This window comes from Mucilaginibacter sabulilitoris, from assembly GCF_034262375.1.
GTDB classification, from domain to species: Bacteria; Bacteroidota; Bacteroidia; order Sphingobacteriales; family Sphingobacteriaceae; genus Mucilaginibacter; species Mucilaginibacter sabulilitoris.
This window is the reverse complement of record NZ_CP139558.1, coordinates 4718552-4734602: the sequence shown is the minus strand read 5'-3', so window position 1 is coordinate 4734602 and position 16051 is coordinate 4718552. Positions and strand designations below refer to the sequence as shown.

Annotated in this window: 14 protein-coding genes; 2 read left to right on the top strand and 12 right to left on the bottom strand. The window is 41.8% G+C overall.

Annotated features, from left to right (window positions below):
* Positions 1–9: 9 nt before the first annotated feature.
* The 12 genes from SNE25_RS20180 to SNE25_RS20125 form a co-directional block, all read right to left on the bottom strand.
* Entirely contained in the window at positions 10–918 is a 909-nt protein-coding gene (locus SNE25_RS20180; protein ID WP_321560805.1) for a glycosyltransferase family 2 protein, read from the bottom strand.
* Positions 900–1823 carry a glycosyltransferase family 2 protein gene (locus SNE25_RS20175; RefSeq protein ID WP_321560804.1) on the bottom strand — a complete coding sequence of 308 codons (924 nt, stop codon included), beginning with the start codon at positions 1821–1823 and terminating at the stop codon, positions 900–902. Before SNE25_RS20175 ends, SNE25_RS20180 begins: the two co-directional genes overlap by 19 nt.
* A complete protein-coding gene (locus SNE25_RS20170) occupies positions 1808–2668 on the bottom strand; it encodes an alpha-1,2-fucosyltransferase (RefSeq protein ID WP_321560803.1) in 861 nt (286 codons plus the stop codon). The genes SNE25_RS20175 and SNE25_RS20170 overlap by 16 nt, the downstream gene beginning before the upstream one ends.
* A complete protein-coding gene (locus SNE25_RS20165; RefSeq protein WP_321560802.1) occupies positions 2665–3357 on the bottom strand; it encodes an FkbM family methyltransferase in 693 nt (230 codons plus the stop codon). The genes SNE25_RS20170 and SNE25_RS20165 overlap by 4 nt, the downstream gene beginning before the upstream one ends.
* Entirely contained in the window at positions 3344–4159 is an 816-nt protein-coding gene (locus tag SNE25_RS20160) for an FkbM family methyltransferase (RefSeq protein WP_321560801.1), read from the bottom strand. The genes SNE25_RS20165 and SNE25_RS20160 overlap by 14 nt, the downstream gene beginning before the upstream one ends.
* Positions 4137–5423, bottom strand: coding sequence for an ABC transporter ATP-binding protein (locus SNE25_RS20155; protein WP_321560800.1), 1287 nt, complete (start codon positions 5421–5423; stop codon positions 4137–4139). Before SNE25_RS20155 ends, SNE25_RS20160 begins: the two co-directional genes overlap by 23 nt.
* Positions 5424–6290, bottom strand: a complete 867-nt coding sequence (locus SNE25_RS20150; RefSeq protein WP_321560799.1) for an ABC transporter permease — start codon at positions 6288–6290, stop codon at positions 5424–5426. It abuts the gene before it with no gap.
* Positions 6287–7399, bottom strand: a complete 1113-nt coding sequence (locus tag SNE25_RS20145; RefSeq protein WP_321560798.1) for a glycosyltransferase family 4 protein — start codon at positions 7397–7399, stop codon at positions 6287–6289. Before SNE25_RS20145 ends, SNE25_RS20150 begins: the two co-directional genes overlap by 4 nt.
* Positions 7392–9179, bottom strand: coding sequence for an asparagine synthase (glutamine-hydrolyzing) (asnB, locus tag SNE25_RS20140; RefSeq protein ID WP_321560797.1), 1788 nt, complete (start codon positions 9177–9179; stop codon positions 7392–7394). The genes SNE25_RS20145 and asnB overlap by 8 nt, the downstream gene beginning before the upstream one ends.
* Positions 9180–9335: 156 nt before the next feature.
* Entirely contained in the window at positions 9336–9851 is a 516-nt protein-coding gene (locus SNE25_RS20135) for a UpxY family transcription antiterminator (protein ID WP_321560796.1), read from the bottom strand.
* An 18-nt stretch (positions 9852–9869) separates the two neighbouring features.
* Positions 9870–12290 carry a GumC family protein gene (locus tag SNE25_RS20130; protein ID WP_321560795.1) on the bottom strand — a complete coding sequence of 807 codons (2421 nt, stop codon included), beginning with the start codon at positions 12288–12290 and terminating at the stop codon, positions 9870–9872.
* Entirely contained in the window at positions 12290–12955 is a 666-nt protein-coding gene (locus SNE25_RS20125; protein WP_321560794.1) for a polysaccharide biosynthesis/export family protein, read from the bottom strand. The genes SNE25_RS20130 and SNE25_RS20125 overlap by 1 nt, the downstream gene beginning before the upstream one ends.
* A gap of 530 nt (positions 12956–13485) precedes the next feature.
* Between SNE25_RS20125 and SNE25_RS20120 the strand changes: the two genes are divergently transcribed.
* Positions 13486–14376, top strand: a complete 891-nt coding sequence (locus tag SNE25_RS20120) for an acyltransferase family protein (RefSeq protein WP_321560793.1) — start codon at positions 13486–13488, stop codon at positions 14374–14376.
* Positions 14377–14568: 192 nt separating this feature from the next.
* Positions 14569–15948 carry a PQQ-dependent sugar dehydrogenase gene (locus tag SNE25_RS20115; protein WP_321560792.1) on the top strand — a complete coding sequence of 460 codons (1380 nt, stop codon included), beginning with the start codon at positions 14569–14571 and terminating at the stop codon, positions 15946–15948.
* Positions 15949–16051 lie beyond the last annotated feature (103 nt).

The following is a 16051-nucleotide window of genomic DNA, read 5'->3' as shown; positions in this document are numbered from 1 at the left end:
GTACAGACTTTATAAAGCAGACAGTTTTGTCAGGTAAGTTTTAATAAAAAATGCGATCGTGCGCAATTTGTTTATAGGGCGAAGCTGAAAAAAATATTTCTTTCCAACGGCCATCAGGACATCAGGTTCTTTATAGGGATAATAAGCTTCGAAAATGGCATTGTTTACATAATGGTCGGTATAAATTAACCGATAAAAATCACGGTGATCTTCCAGTAACCTGGTCATATCTATACGGTCAAAATTCATATTCATTCCCGAGGCAGATTGGTTCCAGGAATAGATGATTTGATCCAGATAATGGCCGATGATGCCTTTTTTCAATACCCGTATCCAAAAATCGACATCCTGAACGGAATAGGAATATTTAAGGGCGTACCCGTTAACAAGCTCCCAGGTAGCTTTCTTGCAAGGACTGGTTCCCAAAAGGCTCCAATGACCGGCTAACTTTTTGATATCAATGAGCTCATTCGTAGCGATCATGCTGCAATCAACAACGGTTGCCTGATTCTTACCCGGTTTATTCAAAAGATAATTACCTGCGATAAAGCCAGCCTCCGGGTGGTCCAGGAAAGCCTGATAAATGATATCTATGGCTTCCGGTGGAAAGGTATCATCAGCGTCCAAAGGTAAAACATACGGTGTTGAGGCATTTTCAAAACCTAAATTCCGGGAATGTGACAGGCCGAGGTTAACAGGGCTGCAAACGATGTGGTACCGGGTATGTTTTGTTAACAGTGTAAGCAACCTCCGGGTTTCGGGATCTGTTGAACAATCGTCAACAATGATAACCTCTGTTTGTTCAATAATTTTATTCGCGCAGAGTGATCTTAACGCATCTAATAACTTCCTTCCTTCATTAAATACACAGATGACCACCGAGACTTTATAGGCTACCTTCATTGACTTGATCCCCAAGACAGGAGTTTGAATAGGATTTTCTGATTCAAAGCGCTGGGCCTGTTAAATAGTTTCTCCATGGCCACGGCGATCACCCGCCATCTCTTTTTATTCAGATAAAAGGAATAAACCAGCAGGCACCGGCTGTAGTATTCTGTATGGAAAATAAACCAGCGGATCTTGTCCATAAATATTGGCTTTTGCCGGTCATCGGCGTAATAATAATAGATATCCTCATACAGATTGAAAAAAAGCAATCGACTATCGGTGTTTCCAAAGGTAGACTGTTGCGGGTGAATTCGATAATAAAATAACCTATGGGCAACCGACCGGAATATACTGCCCGCCAGGAGCAGTTTTATCCATAAATGATAATCTTCGATATTTTGGATCGCCGGTTGCTCCGTAAATCCGCCTACCTTTAAAAGCGCACTTCTTTTGACAATTACAGAAAGGATTGGGATTTGATTGTGATATAAGAAATCTTTTACGGAGTTACAATCCCAGGTTTCCTGTACGTTAACATCAAAGTTACGGACATCACTATCCTGGAGAAAGTAGCCTTGTGAGAAAATAAGATCAAGCTGATGATGCGCGGACAGGATACCCATTTGCATACTTAGTTTGCTCTTTTCCCATTTATCGTCAGCATCAAGAAATGCCACATAGTCACCACGGCTTTTGCTGATTCCATGATTCCTGGCTTTCCCCTGTTTGGCGTTTTCCTGATATAAATAGATTATCCGGGCATCAATAGCGGCAAATTGTTGTATGATACCGGCGGTATGGTCTGTAGAACCATCATCAACAACAATCAGTTCCCAATAGGCATAGGTTTGACGGATCACGCTTTCGATACTTTCAAAAATGAACTGTTCCGCATTGTAAGCCGGCATGATGATCGAAACTAAAGCTTTATCCATTCCTGCGGGGTAATTTGCGCATCATGGTCCACAAACCATTTTTGCGGCGCCGTAACGATTTTATCAGGGTTTTTATTTAACCATGCGGCCCACCAGCTGTAACTGCTGTTTGCGATAATGTTATGCTTACATAAGGTCATGAGATACATGTCCTGCCAGTGCGGGTCAGCTCTTTTGGACAAAACCGTCGCCCGGCTACCTAAAAAGCCGAAACTGTCCCTGCACCATTCGGGATCATCGGAAAAAATGAAATAGTGGGGATCGCTTACTGTTTGTTCTATAACTTCCATTGCCTTTTTATAGTAGGACAGCGAAAGCAAACCATGGTAAGCATTGATCGCCGGCTTCAGATAATCTCCCCTCCGGACATGAATACTTACCGGGTTGACCACAGACATTACCGCTTGTTTTGCACCGGTATTGATCATCGCAGGAAAATTAAAATCTTCCAGGAGCTGACCCCGGATATTTTTAAAATAGCGCTCATTTTGAAAATACCCGTCCAAATAGGTATGGGCTTTATTTATCCCGCTGAGATCGACAAATTCGTTTTTTTCTGTCTGGATAATATGGTCACACTTGATCGACAAGCCCCTTCTGAGCATGCTGTACACTCGGTGCCGACTGGTGAAGAGACCCGCTGTGCCGGCCTTTAAAAATTTGCCTTTAATGTTCCTGAAAATATAAAGCTCGTATGCTCTTGCGGTAAATGCTGTTCCCGAAACAGGTTGTCTTTTTAAAAATGAACGATCAAAAAAGACATATCCGCTTTGAGTACCTGCTTTAGCCGCGGCATATTGAAACATTTGATTGCCGAGGCCCCCTTGTAATTTGGTGATGATCATTTATGTTGTGCCGCCCATACTGCTTTGTTGACAAAAATGGTATTGATATACGTATCAGCATACACGAGATAGCCATTTTTGGTAACATAATCTATTAAATCCCTGTTTTTTTTTCCGTTGCCGGAAGATGAAAATGATATCGTTTCCAGGCAAATGACCGTAGGTATACTTTGCTGAAAATTGATGGATTGTATGATTTGTTCATCAACTCCTTCCGCATCAAGATTTAACAGGTCCGGAAATATTCCCTCGTGATAACGATTAATGATATCGCCCAGGGTTTCTACGGGAACGTCAATAACTTCTTTTACGATATAGGGCCCCTCACGGAAATAACCTTCAGCCTCCGCTTTTGAAAAAGTATTCAGGGTTGGGTTGGAGATGATATAAAATTTAGCTGCTCCGGATGCCTGGCCTATACCAATATTGAGGTTGATATCGTGCTTCCGGTGGTTGGCAAACGTCTTAAAAAGAGCAGGGTCTGGTTCTATATTGATACCTTTACTGCCAAGTTGGTAGAATAGCGCCGTATTGCTTAAGTAAAAAGGGTCATGAGCTCCTATATCAATATAACTCGGATGGTGGATTTGCAATTGATCAAAGATGAATTTGATGATCAAGTCTTCACCACATTGCGAATAAGAGGTCCTTCCCAGTAAAGCGGGTGCTTTTCTTTTAAAAAGAAACACGTGAGCTGAGTTTATGGTTAACGGACTGTTTTTGCCTGACGAAAAATTGTAGCTTCCCCAGACCTATTGCTTTAAAGTAAAAGGAGTTGATGTACATCAGGTCTCCGGCACCATCTTTTACCGCGGTTTTAATCAACTTGAAATTGTTTTTTATCATAAACTCGTGAATGTCATTTTTCAGTGGCTGATTATGGTATAGCGGGGTTTCGGAAACCTCCAGCCATATCGCTTTGATGCGCTTTAGATATTCTTTCGTGCCTTTTAAAACACGGAGTTCCGCGCCCTGTACATCCATGTGGATAAAATCAATACCTTCGATTTGATAGTCCGCGAAAATATGATGTAATGTGTCGGTTTTAACCTGAATAACTGATTTAAAGTTCAACCAGGTAAAGGTGTTCAATACCCCGCCGGGTTTTAACAGCGAACTGGATTTATTACCGAAATCCCAGTCTGTATCCGGCTCAACGCCATCGGGGCGGCCGGATGATACAAAAAAATCACTGTATCCCCTTTGATCGGATAAGGCTATCGGAAAAAGTTGTATGTTCTTTAAATTTGAAGCCTCAATGTTAGTCTTAATGATCTCCTGATTTTCCGGTAACGGCTCAAATACCCAGACCTTTGCTTGCGGGAAGAGCCTTGAATAACGGATAGAATCCTCGCCTTCGCATCCCCCAATGTCAAAAATCAGAAGTTTGTCCTTCTTATTAAAAAGTTTCAATAATTCTTTCTTTGTTTCAGGCTCCTGGCTTAAAAAGGCCTTACGATCATACATTTTACTGAAAAACTTTGCTGTCATTAATAATTTTTACGGACATGGGGTTTAGTATTAACCCTGTTCCGCTCGTTCTGATGATACTTTGATCCAGTAATTCGTCTGTGATTCCTGAAATAGTAATAGCCGCAACATCTTCAGCATATTGAAATGTTTTCTCCCTGACCGAGAGGCCTAAATTTATCATATAAACACCTGTTGAGAGCAGTAACCGGTCCTCTTTAAAAACAGCCTGGTAATAACCCTCGTCCAGGGTTGCGGACCTGCTCCAGCTTGTCCTTAAATTTATTTCCGTTGCAGCGGTAAAACCGAGCCCGATGATAAAGTGTTCTACCCTTTTTGTGATTTTGAAAAATACCCTGATTTGCCAAAAGGTACCTGCGGCAATTTCGTTAATAACCGTCCCTTGGGCATCTTCCACCTGGATTTTATACGCATAGCCGGGAATGTCCCCGGTGTTTGCAGGAGATGGGACTTCGTAGACCGATTTACTCAGTGTCACATCCTGCAGATAAGCGCTGATCATGTGATTAGCTTCACCCATATTGTTAATCGCACCGTTGTGCATCAGTATGATATTTCGGCATAGTTTCTGAACAGCACCCAGGTTATGGCTTACAAATAAAACGGTTCTACCCTCGCCTTTACTGATGTCGCCGATCTTCCCCAGGCATTTTTTCTGAAATTCGGCATCGCCGACGGCGAGTACTTCATCGACAATCAATATCTCCGATTCCAGGTGAGCCGCTACCGCGAAGGCCAGGCGTACGTACATGCCTGAGGAATATCTTTTAACCGGGGTGTCGATGTACCGTTCAACACCGGAAAAGGCAACAATTTCATCAAATTTACGCTTGATTTCCGCTTTGCGCATACCCAAAATGGCCCCATTCAGAAAAATATTTTCCCGCCCGCTTAACTCAGGATGAAAACCGGTACCGACTTCCAGTAAGCTGGCAACGCGCCCTTTTATCTTTACAGCACCGGCGGTAGGGGAGGTAACCCTGCTTAATATTTTTAATAATGTGCTTTTACCGGCACCGTTACGCCCGATAATCCCCACTGCGTCGCCTTGTTCAATTTCGAAGTTAATATCTTTCAGACTCCAGACGATGTCACTATGGCCTTTGGTTGTGCGGTCATTGGTTTCACCTATCTTTAAAAATGGATCCTCTTTACCCCGTATCCTGGCCCAGTAACGCTCCAGATCGCGGGAGATGGTACCTGTGCCGAAATCGCCTAACTGATAGGCTTTGGAAAGATGTTCTACCTTGATTACTTTGGCCATTTATACAGTATCTACGAAAGTTTTTTCAACCCGGTTGAATATAACGGTGCCGGTCAGTAATACGATAAGCGTAGTTATCAAACTATAACCGATGAGTTCCCAGCTAAAAGTCCCGCGCCCTAAAAAGCCGTACCGGAATGCTTCAATGATGGCTGTAACCGGATTGAATTTTACTAGCCAGCTGTAAGCAGGATATTTTACTTCAACAACTGATAGCGGGAAGATGACCGTCGTCGTATACATTAAAAGGGGGACACCAAATGATACGATGAAGGCAAGATCGCGGTATTTGGTGGTTACGGCAGATATGATCATGCCAAAGCCCAAGCCTAATGCTGCTATCATAACAATTAAAAGAGGCAGCATTATTATGAAAATATTAGGGATTATAACGGAACCTTTAACCAAATAAAAGACATAGAGGATCAGGAACAATACAAACTGTACCCCAAATTTTATCAGATTGGAGAGCACTATACTTAATGGCATGATTAGGCGCGGAAAATAAACCTTTCCAAGCAAGCCGGCACTATCCCGGAAAACCGTGGACGTTTTAGTAAGGCATTCTGCGAAATAATTCCAGACAATGGTTCCTGCAAGGTAAAACAATGGTTTTGGGAGACCATCGACGGGTATACCCGCCAGATTACCAAAAACCAGGGTATAAAACAAGATAGTGATGACCGGCTGTACGAAAAACCAGACGGGCCCTAATATCGTTTGCTTATAAAAGGAGACGAAATCACGTCTTACAAATAATAAAAGCAGGTCGCGGTAATGCCATACGTCCTTAAGTTTTAAGTCGAAGAAGCTGCTGTTCGCGGTAATTTCAGTATCCCAGTCCTTATCGTTGGTTAAGGTATTCATGCGTATAATAATTCCTGCAGTTTATTGATGTAGTTCGCTTCATTAAAATAACCTAAACATTGCTCCTGTAATTGTTTTCGTTTAGTCGGTGTTAATGGTCTTGCCAGGTATTCAGCAATACACCCGTGCAGTTCCGCCAGATTATCTGTATCAATAGCTTTGCCTAGTTCCCCGTTACGAATGGCATCAACGCTACCATCGGCATTTCCGCAAATAACAGGCAGTCCACAGGCTAAGGCTTCGATAAACACGATGCCAAAACCTTCTTTTTTACTGGGTAAAACAAATAAATCGGCCAGTAAAAAATGATCAGTAAGCTCTGCCTCTTCAATAAACCCGGTAAGTATGACCTGTTCTGACAAACCATAACGGGTTATGAGGCTGTTGATCCGTGTATCCTCCAGTGGATCATATTTGCCTGATAATATGTACTTTATGCCGGGAAATTGTTTTTTTAATTCACTGATGGCTTTTATTACCTGTTCATATCCCTTATATTTCTCCGTTGCTGCCATACGGGTTAAGGTAAAAATAACGGGATGGTCATGGTTAAGTCGGTAACGGTCGAGTAAATGTTGTGTTTTTTCAAAGGTCAGCGGCAGTTTCATAAACGGATCAACAGCATTGTTTAATACCACACAGGTATCTTCTGTTATTTTATGCCTGCTGATCATTTGCTGCCTGGTGTAGTTACTTACGCAGATAATTTTATCACAGCGCCGTAACAAGCTTTTTTGAATGAATGTAAGTGGTCTCCAGATCTCTATACCGTGCGCTACTACCCATATCTTACATTTGGGATTAATGAGTTTAATCAGCAATCCGATGATGGCCAGGTTGATGTGACTTAAAAGAATAACATCAGGTTTACTGCCGATGGCTTTTAAAGCAAACCTCACCTTATTGATGTTAAAGCCTTTAAAGTTTGCCGCGGGCAGGTATTGATCCATCAAATCGCCCGGTTTGTCATAAGCGGACCAAAGTTCAAAATGCCAGTTATTTGCCAAACCGATCTGGTACAGGGAGTGTCCCAACGTACGAGTCATTTTTTGAATGCCACCGGTAGTGCTAAAAGTTTGTAAAGTAAAAAGTATTACCTTTTTAGACATGACCCTGTATCTGGTAAAGTGCAAAAATCTTTGACCAGTGCATTTTGTTATTTTTGAATTTTTTGATAATATTTTTGGCCGTCTTACCCTTATAGTGCTCGGTATTATTTATATCCCTGTGGTGCATCATCCATTGCTGGAGGGGAAAAGTGAAACCCATTTTAGGCCGGTTCCATATTTCGGCAGGCAAAAGGTCGTTGAAGCTGTCAATCAAAAGTTTTTTTGGTTGCTGAGCATTGAACCTTATGGCAGGATCAATACCTGCTACTGCACTGGTGAAATCTTCGTCTAAAAAGGGTACCCTGACTTCCAGACCCTGGCTCATGCTCATGACATCGGTGTCCCTGAGCAATTGGTTCTGCATATACAGGTTGGTTTCCAGCCATGACGCATGTTCTTCATTGTATAAATTCATAGCGGGCAGAGGACTGGAATCAAAAAGCGTATCCCGAATGTGTTTAGTGTCTATATCAAGCAGTTGCGCAATGTCCCCCGGCGGAAATAATCCTCTTAATAAAAGCTGGTCAGCCAATGGATGGTCGCTGGCCAGGAAAGTGAGTTTTTTATACCTGTCCGGGAGCAAGCCTGTAATAGCGGAAAATACCGACGGATCGATTTTGCGCAGGTATTTCATGTACCTGATCCGGTTAAAAGACGGATATCCGCCAAATAATTCATCGGCACCAATACCGGACAGGACAGCTTTTAAACCATTCTTACGTGCGTATTTGCTGATGAACCAACTATTTATGCCATCGGTAGTGGGCATATCCATAGCATCAATAATACTGGGGAATGATCCTTCAAAATCCTCCTGTCGTACCAGGTGAGAAAAACTTTCACCCTGCAGCTTATTCAGAATTAAGCGTTGATATGATTGCTCGTCGTATCTTTTTTCGTTAAAGAATATGGATACGATTTTCAGCTCAGTTTCATTTTGCTGATCCGCAAGCAATGTAATCAGGCTTGAATCAATGCCACCGCTTAAAAATACGCCTATGGAGGCGTCAGCTATTAGTTGACGGCTTATGCTTTTTATTAAGGCGTCACGCACAATTTGCTGTGCTTCCTCAATATTGCTTACCTGATTTTTTTCCGGTGCCTTCCTATATTCAGTTATGCTATATGTTGATGAAGCATTGTTCCAGCATAAACAATGCCCTTTGGGCAAACTGAAAACATCTTTTAAGGTCGTATATGGTTCCGGGATATGACCATAAGCCAGGAACCTTATAGGCCAGTTGTCGTCTTTTTCTATGGTAATACCAGCTGCGGAAAATGCTCTCACCTCTGATGCAAAACTCAAAGCCCCAGCGCAGGCCAGATAATATAAGGGTTTTATTCCGGCAGTATCCCGTACAAGGTAGGTTAGCCGCCGATTACGATCATACAAAGCAAAAGCGAACATACCCCGCAGTTTTGCAAACGCGGCAGTTCCCCAATGTAAATAGGCCGATAGGATAACCTCTGTATCTGTACCTGATTTAAAGACAGCTCCCCGTTTTAACAAATCACGCTTAAGTTCCTGATAGTTGTAAATTTCACCATTAAAGGTGATGCATGTTTTTTGCGCGCTATCGGTCATTGGCTGATGTCCGTTGCTGCTCAGATCAATAACAGACAGCCTGCGATGCCCGAATCCCAAATTGGCGCTATGATCAAGAAATACGCCTTCATCATCAGGCCCGCCATGCTGTAACACCTGGCACATGGCCCTTACTTTTAGGTCTATTTCTTCGGGCTGCAGCCGGTTATCAATTATTCCTGCTATCCTGCACATGGTTGGTGGATTTTCACAGCTTCGCCGCGTAAGTCACATTTTTATCACGTAACTTATTATTTTACAGAGCTTTATGATTTACTATAAAGCTCTGTTTTATATTGTTTCCGGCTTGTATAACTCCCGGAATTTGTCGGTGATTAAAATAAATGCTAACTAAAAACGCTCAATAAAGGAGGCAGCAACATGGACTATAATAGAACAGCCAATACTTTCAAGCCTCACTATCAGTTGTTTTTGCGACCGGCGTGATACCACTTCCCCGGTCAGGCCCTTTAACGGGCCGGCTTTTATAATGATTTTTTCTCCTGCCTGCAGATCCTCCTCCGTAATTTCAAGCTCCAACGAGCTTGCCATCAATAATTTTAATTCGCTGATCTGGCGGTCAGGCATCGAAGCAGGTTTGCCGGAAAAATATAAAAAACGCGATACCCCTTTTGTCATTAATACCGATGTCCGCTCGTGCTCTGCAATGTTTACAAATACGTAAGATTTAATAAAGGGTTCCTCCACCCATTTTTTACGGTCACTCCATTGTTTGAGTTGCCGGTGAAGTGGGAGATATGTTAAAATTCCTTTATCGGTTAATACCTCAACTGTTTTTTTTTCGGCACGAGGATTTGTATAAACCGGATACCATCTCTTTATCGCCGCGCTTGTTTTTGATTCCATCTTAAATGGTATATTTTATTATTTAAACCATCGCCCCATTTCCCACCATTTGGTTTTATCATCGTTCAGATAATAGTCGGATCCTTCATATCCACTATAATCGGAGTAATAGTAATAACGGGAACCAGCACCATCGCCGCTAAATTTTGTAGTATAATACCTCGAGTGCAGGGGCTCTTCTTCATAGGCGTTAAGTACTATTACCGTATTGTTTAGCTGATATTCCTGTGTTATACGCTGGGGGATAGAAGCTGCATAAAATTTTGATTTTCCGGACCTTATCACAAATACATTAACATCGCTCAACCTGATCAGGGGAATAGCATCGGATACCAGGCCGATAGGAGCAGTATCGATCATTACGATATCATACTTTAACCGCAACTGGGCAATTAAAGTACGCATCCTTTCACTGTGCAATAATTCCGAAGGGTTGGGAGGGACAGGGCCGGAAGTTATAAAATCAAGATTCTGGTACTCTGAATGGAGAACAATATCCTCCATTTCAATTTGGTGCGCCAGGTAATTACTCAATCCCTTGTCATTGTTAACCCGAAAGGTTTTATGTAACCGGGAGCGCCGCAGATCGGCGCCGACAAGAATAACCTTTTTATCGATAAGGGAAAGTGTACTCGACAGATTGACGGCCACAAACGACTTGCCTTCTCCGGCAACTTCTGAGGTGACACATATAACTTTGTTTTGCTTTTCAGAAGATAGGAAGTTTAAGTTGGTTCGTACGGACCTCACCGACTCTGCAAATATGGACTTAGGTTTAATAAGCGCTAAAATTTCGCTGTTATTCTCATCCATAGGTTCCTGAAATTTCCTGATCACACCGAGTATGGGGGTTGTGGTAAGACTTTCAATGGTTTCCTTATCATAAATATAAGGGTTTAATACGCGTACAACAATAATCAACCCAAGGCCTATGGCCAATCCCAGAATAATGGCGGAACGGTGTATATCATGCTCATTAGGGGATACAGGTGCTAAATTGGGCTGCGCGAGCTCAATAATCGTGGCACCGGGCAATATGCCGGCCCTGCTGATCTGGGCTTCTAATTTCTTTTCTGATAAAAAGGAGTATACCTTATCATTAATCTCAAAGTCGCGCTGCAGGCTTACCATATCGCGCTGGGCTACCGGCAGGGCCATAATGGCCTGGCTAACCTGTGCAAGCTGCTCGTTAAGAAAATCCATGTTTTTCTCAATGCCGTTACGTATGGCTTTTATGCTGGTAAGCGCGGTTAGTTTAATTTGCAATAACTGCTGGTTGATATTTGTTACGGGCTGTGAATCGGCGTTGTATGTTTTTAACAAGGCGTTTCTTTCCTGTATCAGGTTATCCAGTCTTGTAACCAATAACTCTAAAGCCGGGTTGTTTGTCCCGATATTGGTGAAATTGAAATTTACATTATCCGTTTCTTTGGTAATCTGGTCTTTAAGCTGATCAAGCGCTATCAGCTGTATTTTCAACAACGACTTGTTTGATTCTATTTCAGCAGCCCTGGAGGTTGATGTGCTTGTAGCTGTAGCCACATCAATGATCTTTGATTTTTGCTTATACTTTTCGATGGAGTTTTCGGATCCCTTGACCTCGTTTGAAAGGAAGGACAGCTGACTGTCAATGAAATCTATCATTTGTGAAGCTGACTGTGCTTTTTGATTACGGTCAAAGAGCACATACTCACTCATAATATTGTTTAAAACATCTGCCGCAAATTGCGGGTTGGAATCGGTTTCCTGCAGGCCGATAATATTGGAGTTCTTTGCCGTTTCACCCATTTGCAAACCACCTCTTACACGGCTTATATAATCTTCAGGAATATTAAATTTGAACAGGTAAGTGGTGTTTTTACTTAGAACACCGGGATATTTTATGGTGAAACTTGTAGGGCCCACGTTTACCGGTGTGCCATAGGCATATTTTTTCTGAACCTCTTTACCGGCGATTGTATACGATAATTCAAATAATTGCTGATTGACAGATTTAAAACCAATCTGATCATGGTAAAAGTTTAAACTGTCAAACCTGATCAAATCGATATCCAAAGGTTTTGAAGGATATAGCTCACTGGTACGTACACGGCCCATAAGGTAAAAGCTGATGCGGTAGTCCAGGTTTTTTACAGCGCTCAGTATAAGGTTGCGGCTCTGTAAAACCGTAGTGATACTTTGTATTTTTGATGGCCCGCGCTCGGGAACACTCATGACGGTTATGACATCGGATATTTCTGATTTTTTCTCTTCAATTTTTAATGTGCCTGAAGAAGCATATGTTTTTGGGGTATACCATAAATAGGTGTAAGAAATCAATACCGTTAAACCAACAGAAGCCGCTATCCAATACCATCTGCTCAGCAAAATTTTGCTGATCTTAAAGTAATCAATTTCCTGGGTAAGTAGCTTCCGTTGCGTTTTTTCTGTTTCTTCCATTAGCGATGAGAGAGCGTGAAAATAATTAAGGCGGTATTTAGCAAAAGCAATACCGGTTGGGTAATAACTGACAGGTTTTGCAGGTTTTCATTACGTACAGCCCGTTTGTTTTGAGCTATATAAATAACATCGCCGTTTTGAAGAATAGCACGCGGGTCATTGATGGACCGGATATCTCTAAGATTAATTAATGTTACCTGAGGATTGGTTTGCGCTCCGCGAATAATCTGCACATTTGTTTCATTCGCCTTTTCTGTAAGGCCGCCTGCTTCACCAATCATTTCAACCAAAGTAGTTCTGTCTTTTGTTAAAGTGTAATTTCCCTGACCCTTTATTTCCCCTAACATGGTTATCTTCAGGTTCACGATTTTCAATTCGATGATGGGATCTTTAAGAAGGCTTTTACGGTAAAGGGCCTCAATTTGTTTTGCCGCTTCGGCGCGGGTAAGGCCTACCACCTTTACATGACCAATAACGGGCAGGACCACGGTGCTATCGTCTTCAACCTGATAGGTTTGGCCGGTAGTGGCATTGCCGCCGGTAGTAATGTTCCCTGCAGATGGTGCTTCGTCAACGATATACTTAACGCTTTGTAAATTTCTGATTTGCAGTATGTCTTGCGGTTTTATGCGATAAGTAAAGTTGTTTAATGGAGTTTTCTGCACAAGGCTATCTGGAGGGATTTTATTTTGTTCAAAGAGAGATTGATATTGTTTGCTGGAGCAAGAGGTCAAAACAAAAAGTGTCCCAAGAAATAAAAAAATTAAAAAACGCATATATAAGAGTAACTACCGCTAAGAGTTGTTTGCAGTTGTACGGCTTCAAGCCTCCTCTGGTTACAAATAGTTTGTAATAAGCCGGCTTGCTTATTAAACTGAAATGCTTTTTTAGCCTGCACTGCCTGGCCTGTAGTTTTTTTGGCGGCATCCCGGTATGCCTCAGGAATAGCAAGCCGGGTAACTTTTGCATGTTTTAGCCGTATATGTAAAAGTCATAGCAAATTAAATCTGCTGCTTTTTATAAATATCAATGCGATTTATTATAAAATAGCAAAATCCATATGTGACGAAAAATAAAACCACTTGTTTTTTTTTGACCTTTTAAAAACGTTTAAAGATATTTTAATAGGTGTTTAACTCTTATTTAATGGCAAATTTTATATCTTTCAAAATTGCCATTAACCTATCAAATATCGTTGAAAAAACTTCCTTACATAAACGCTTTACGTGGTATTGCTATTCTAATTATTGTTATCTCACATACACAAAACCACGGTACTGGACTTTTTAAGATGCATCCTTATTTGCTTCCCTTATTAGATGAAGGTAACCTCGGAGTGCAGTGGTTTTTTATTTTAAGTGCATTTACATTATTCAGATCATACCACCTTAGAAGTCATACAGATGTCAAACCAATTAAAAGCTTTTTTATCCGGCGTATATTTAGAATAGCTCCATTGTTTTATTGGGCAATAATATATTATTTATGGCAAAATGCCGTGTTACCAGGTCAGACCTTCCCCGTAACCACAGCACATATAATTGCAAGCATTTTATTCATTAATAGTTTTTGGCCAAATTGGGCCACCAGCGTTGGGCCTGGAGGCTGGACGGTAGGGGTTGAAATGGTATTTTACGCGTTGTTGCCTCTGCTATTTAAATATATTAAAAACACAAAGGTTGCGTTTAACTTTTTATTATTGGCTTTGCTCTTTAGGATAATTGTACTTTATCTACTCCAAACACACCCACTTACTTCTAACCCGACCATGTGGTATAGCTTCTTGTTTTTTAGCTTTCCTAATCAACTGTTTGTTTTTGCATTAGGGGTTGTAATGTATTTTATTATTGTTGATAACTACCAAGCTAAAGTATCGCCCAAATCGCTAATGACCTTTACTGCGTTACTAACATTAGAGGCGGTTTACAACAATCAAATATTCTTATCAAAGCTATTTATGGCCAGTTGCGGCCTGTTCTTTTTTTGTCTTGCATTAAGCAGGTATCAACCTAAAATATTTGTGAACGTTTTTTTAAATTATTGGGGTAAGATAAGTTACGTCAAAAACTATACAAATCGCCCGTAGGCTTCATTAAAAAATATCTCATTTTTAAAAATATTCCTTAATATTATTAAAGTGTAACCAATGATTAATTTTTTCTTTTAACCAACTTCTCGCGGTTTATGGGTCGTTTATGAAACAAGGCGCCTTCAAAATAGCTATAGAACCTGCTTCATTGAGTTATATTCATCAAATTTTTACAGAGCCGACTGTATTTTGACAGATTTGTTTGGCACCTTTGCCGATGAAGGTCCGGGAAAAATATTCCGGGTGAATGCTGAACAATTATTTTGCAACAAGATTTCCATGAATAAAAAGCTTATAAATTTAACTTTCAGCTTATCGATAACCGTGCTTTTAGCCAGCTTTCTGGGTTGCAGCCACGATGATAAAACCAAAGAAAAAAAACGCACAGCGGCGCACCAAACGAATCTGAAGCTTCCACCCGGCTTTGCCGCCACTATTATCGCCGACTCGCTGGGCGCGTTGAGACACCTGGTTGTAAACGAACAGGGTGACATTTATGTAAAGCTAAATGCTTTAAAAGACGGGAAGGGAATTTACTTCCTGAGCGATACGGATCATGATGGCCTGATCGATAAAAAAACGGGTTTCGGAGATTACCCGGGTACCGGCATCAAAATCAAAGAAAACCTGCTTTATTCCGCATCTAATACCGGTGTCTACAGGTACCGTCTGGATAAAAAAGGAGAGGTGATCTCTCCTGATAAACCGGAAGTGATCGTCCAGGGGCTGGTAGACAGGCACCGGGATAATTCAAAATCAATAGCGATAGATGATCAAAACAACCTTTTTGTAACGGTCGGCTCTTATTCTGATAATTGCAGGATAGCCGGGTCGGGGAAGGGCATGCCAGGCTGTCCGATTTTAGATTCGGCAGCGGGAATATGGAAATTTAAGGCGGATAAGCCCGGTCAGACTTATCGGGACGGGGTCCATTATGCGCGCGGAATCAAAAATGCCGTTGGTATCGATTGGAACAGCAACACCGGTGCGCTATATTGTATGCAGCACGGGCGCGGGCAATTTGATGATCAATTTCCCCAGTACTACACGCCTGAACAAAGCGCTGATTTGCCTGCCGAAACCATGTATGAATTGCACCAGGGTTCGGATGCAGGCTGGCCATTTGTTTATTATGATCCGGTCCAAAAGAAAAATATCCTGGCCCCTGAATATGGCGGAAATGGAAAAAAAGGAGGTGATAAAAAGTTTCAGGACCCGCTGGTTGCTTTTCCGGCACATCTCGGGCCAAATGATTTGCTTTTCTACACCGGTAACATGTTCCCGGAGAGATATCAGAATGGCGCTTTTATTGTGTTTCACGGGCAATCTCATCAATTACACAAAGGCTATTTCGTAGCTTTCGTGCGGTTCCGCAACGGGCGGCCATCCGGAAACTGGGAAATATTCGCTGATAATTTCGCGGGGGAGGACTTGCAAAAACCAGTTAAGGCATTCGAATACCGGCCAATAGGCCTGGCACAGGGGCCTGACGGTTCTTTGTATGTGTCGGATGACTTAAAAGGATCTATTTTTAAGATCACTTATAACAAAAAGAACAACCGTCATTGATGGATCATGCCTTGAACGACAGGTCACTGTTTCAAATAATACGAACCCAGGACAAATTTATAGGTTGTTTTCAGGTCAAGCCCCATGTCGGAGTTTGGCTGCG

Excerpts from the sequence above, each read along its gene's own strand:
- SNE25_RS20175 (WP_321560804.1), bottom strand. The coding sequence starts at position 1,823 with ATGGATAAAGCTTTAGTTTCGATCATCATGCCGGCTTACAATGCGGAA.
- SNE25_RS20170 (WP_321560803.1), bottom strand. The coding sequence starts at position 2,668 with ATGATCATCACCAAATTACAAGGGGGCCTCGGCAATCAAATGTTTCAA.
- SNE25_RS20160 (WP_321560801.1), bottom strand. The coding sequence starts at position 4,159 with ATGACAGCAAAGTTTTTCAGTAAAATGTATGATCGTAAGGCCTTTTTA.
- SNE25_RS20155 (WP_321560800.1), bottom strand. The coding sequence starts at position 5,423 with ATGGCCAAAGTAATCAAGGTAGAACATCTTTCCAAAGCCTATCAGTTA.
- SNE25_RS20150 (WP_321560799.1), bottom strand. The coding sequence starts at position 6,290 with ATGAATACCTTAACCAACGATAAGGACTGGGATACTGAAATTACCGCG.
- SNE25_RS20145 (WP_321560798.1), bottom strand. The coding sequence starts at position 7,399 with ATGTCTAAAAAGGTAATACTTTTTACTTTACAAACTTTTAGCACTACC.
- asnB (WP_321560797.1), bottom strand. The coding sequence starts at position 9,179 with ATGTGCAGGATAGCAGGAATAATTGATAACCGGCTGCAGCCCGAAGAA.
- SNE25_RS20135 (WP_321560796.1), bottom strand. The coding sequence starts at position 9,851 with ATGGAATCAAAAACAAGCGCGGCGATAAAGAGATGGTATCCGGTTTAT.
- SNE25_RS20130 (WP_321560795.1), bottom strand. The coding sequence starts at position 12,290 with ATGGAAGAAACAGAAAAAACGCAACGGAAGCTACTTACCCAGGAAATT.